General features: G+C 35.7%; 4 protein-coding genes. All 4 read left to right on the forward strand.

Annotation, left to right across the window (positions count from 1 at the left end; genetic code table 11):
• Nucleotides 1–211 precede the first annotated feature (211 nt).
• The 4 genes from ABD010_RS05635 to sigW all read left to right on the forward strand — a co-directional run bounded on the left by ABD010_RS05635 (nucleotide 212) and on the right by sigW (nucleotide 2491).
• Nucleotides 212–511, forward strand: coding sequence for a hypothetical protein (locus ABD010_RS05635; RefSeq protein WP_343811028.1), 300 nt, complete (start codon nucleotides 212–214; stop codon nucleotides 509–511).
• Nucleotides 512–761: 250 nt separating this feature from the next.
• A complete protein-coding gene (locus ABD010_RS05640) occupies nucleotides 762–1097 on the forward strand; it encodes a PadR family transcriptional regulator (RefSeq protein WP_343811059.1) in 336 nt (111 codons plus the stop codon).
• 4 nt (nucleotides 1098–1101) lie between these two features.
• Nucleotides 1102–1860, forward strand: a complete 759-nt coding sequence (locus ABD010_RS05645; protein ID WP_343811030.1) for an HAAS domain-containing protein — start codon at nucleotides 1102–1104, stop codon at nucleotides 1858–1860.
• 73 nt (nucleotides 1861–1933) lie between these two features.
• Entirely contained in the window at nucleotides 1934–2491 is a 558-nt protein-coding gene (gene sigW, locus ABD010_RS05650; protein WP_343811032.1) for an RNA polymerase sigma factor SigW, read from the forward strand.
• The last annotated feature ends 217 nt before the right edge of the window (nucleotides 2492–2708 follow it).

Consider the following 2708-nt stretch of genomic DNA (forward strand, 5'->3'; position numbering starts at 1 on the left):
TTCTCAAAATTAAAGGCTGATCAAAAGGTGGAAATTTGGGTAAAAGGTGAATGGAATAATGACCCTGAAAACAAAATGGTCGCAAATAAAATCATAGTTAGTAAGAAGTGAAGAGTATTCACCAATCGGGCGCAGTAATGTAATAATATAATTGGAAAATAAATTTAAATTGGAATGGCTCGTTAAACTTTTTCAAAAGTGGTGAATTAATTTGTCGGAATCAAATTGGAAAAAGCTTAGTGTTACATCAGGAATATTAACTTTTGGAATACTTTTTGGTGCAATGTTTATTTTAGGTGATGCGACTAATGGTTTTAACCTATCACACCTTGGTATGGGACTAAAAGTTATTATATTTGGGCTGATTATATTTGGCTTTACATTCTTATTAACCCTAATGAGATCGTGGACTGGTAACAAATTAACTGCTATGACATTTGTGAAAGCTATTTTAGTGTTAATTGCTGTCAGTGTATTTTTATCAATCTCTCATTATTTAAGAGCATTATGAAAAAAGGTTGTTCAGCAATGACAGCTAATAGTAAAATGACTGTTCAGTAATCGGGCGCAATTCTGTAGTAAGAATTGTGCCCTTTATTTATGATACGAAGGAACATATTGTGGAAGAAAGGCTTATTAACACGGTTTGTGAATTATTATAAAACAATACCTTGCATTACAAGATATACAGGTATACAATATACATATACCTTGTTTTACAAGATATAAGTGAGGTGAAAAAATCTTTGTCAACAACCCAAATGATGAAAGGAATTTTGGATGGCTGTCTATTGGCAATTATTAAGGACAGAGAGGTATATGGATATGAGCTGGCTGAGCAGCTTGAAATGTATGGATTTGACTCACTTAGTGAGGGAACAATCTATCCCCTCTTATTACGGATGCAGAAAGAAGAACTTGTTACATCTACTCGGAAGAAATCAACAGCCGGGCCAAAACGAAAATATTATTCGCTTACAAAAAAAGGGGAACAGGAGTTGGGAAAATTCCTCGAACGATGGAATTATTTACAGGTGAACGTTAATCGAGTGCTGAAACATGAAACAGCAACCGATCAATTTCCGGAAAGGGAGTGATGGGATGAATAAGAAAGTACAATTGTCCTACAAGAGCAGAAAATTCTTAGAAGACTTGCGGGTATATTTATTTTCCAGTGGAAAGGGTTCAGATGAAATTGAGGAAATTGTAGAGGAATTGGAAGTCCATTTGATAGAAGCAGAGAAAAACGGAAAATCGACCGAAAAAATTGTCGGCCATACTCCTAAGGAATATATGGAACAGCTGTCAGATGAAATGTCTGTTGATTACAGATCGTGGTTTAAGTATGTATTGATTATCATATTTGGGGCATTTTCCTTTACACTGGCTAATGACTTGATGGAGGGTACACTGTCCTACTCTCTGCTTGAATTGATAGGTCATGTTATCATAGCTGGTTGTCTTATAGTTGGTCTTTTTGCCGCGTTTAAATATATCGCTGGAAATCAGCTTTCAAAGTGGAAAGAAATTGCTGTACTGTTCGCGTTAGGTTTTGTTCCAATCACTTTGTTTGTTGGATTGATTTTTTTAAATCAATCCATTGAAACTCCAGTAATTCACTTTGGTACAACAGGTACGATTTTGACAGCAGTAGTTACAGCTATTTTTTTGATCGCTGTATCTTGGTGGGCAAAAACTTGGGTGTTACCGATTATTTTGACATTGCTTCTGCTTCCGGAATATCTGTTTGGACTTACTGAGATGGGCGAGGAAATGGTGTTGGTATTGGGTACAATTTTCACTTTCGGGGGTATCGGTGTTTATCTATTTATTGTAAGCAAGATGGATAAAGCATCATGATTGTGAAAGATAGCTCTGTTGTTTTGACAAAAAGAAATCATCCAATAATCTCACAGGCGTGTGGGATAGCCAAATGGACGATATAGTCAAAAATCTGATTAGAAAAGTAAAACAAGGAGACCAACTTGCTTTTAGTGAGTTAATCGAACTCTACCAACATGAAGTTTATCAAGTTTGTTTCCGGCTGATTGGAAATCGCCACGAAGCAGAAGATCTTGCCCAAGAAGCATTTTTGCGAGCGTATCAGAACATTAACAGTCATGATAATAATAAAAAATTTTCTTCTTGGTTGTTCCGCATTGCTACGAATTTGACAATCGACCGGTTAAAAAAGAAGAAGTCGGATTATTATTTGGATGCAGATATGGCTGATGAGGGAGGTAAGACTATGTATTCTCGGATTCGTGCCAATAATAAATTGCCAGAGGATCAAGTAATCAGACTGGAATTGCAGGATCCCGTACAAAAGGCAATTTTACGGTTAGCACCAAAATATCGTTCCGCCATTGTATTAAAATATATTCAGGGTTTGTCCTTGGAAGAAATAAGCAACATCATGCAAATTCCTGTTGCAACGATAAAAACAAGAGTTCATCGTGGTCGTGAAATGTTGCGAAAGTTGTTGAGTTAGGTAGTTTAATGAGAGGGTCAGGCTATTCAATAAACGGGCGCATTTCCCTAATAAAGAATCGTGCCAATATCGGATATAAGGGCCATTTAATGGATGAGTAACTTTTTGTGACAAATATGGAATTATTGTAAACAAAAATTCAAAAACAATAAAATACTCCTTTTTTTGGTATGATAGGTTTAAAATAATCAAATATGGGGGTCAAAAATGTTTGAAG

This window comes from Virgibacillus siamensis, assembly GCF_039522605.1.
Classification (GTDB): Bacteria; Bacillota; Bacilli; order Bacillales; family Amphibacillaceae; genus Lentibacillus; species Lentibacillus siamensis.

Coding starts and splice junctions, on each gene's coding strand:
- ABD010_RS05645 (WP_343811030.1), top strand. CDS start 1,102: ATGAATAAGAAAGTACAATTGTCCTACAAGAGCAGAAAATTCTTAGAA.
- sigW (WP_343811032.1), top strand. CDS start 1,934: ATGGACGATATAGTCAAAAATCTGATTAGAAAAGTAAAACAAGGAGAC.
- ABD010_RS05640 (WP_343811059.1), top strand. CDS start 762: ATGATGAAAGGAATTTTGGATGGCTGTCTATTGGCAATTATTAAGGAC.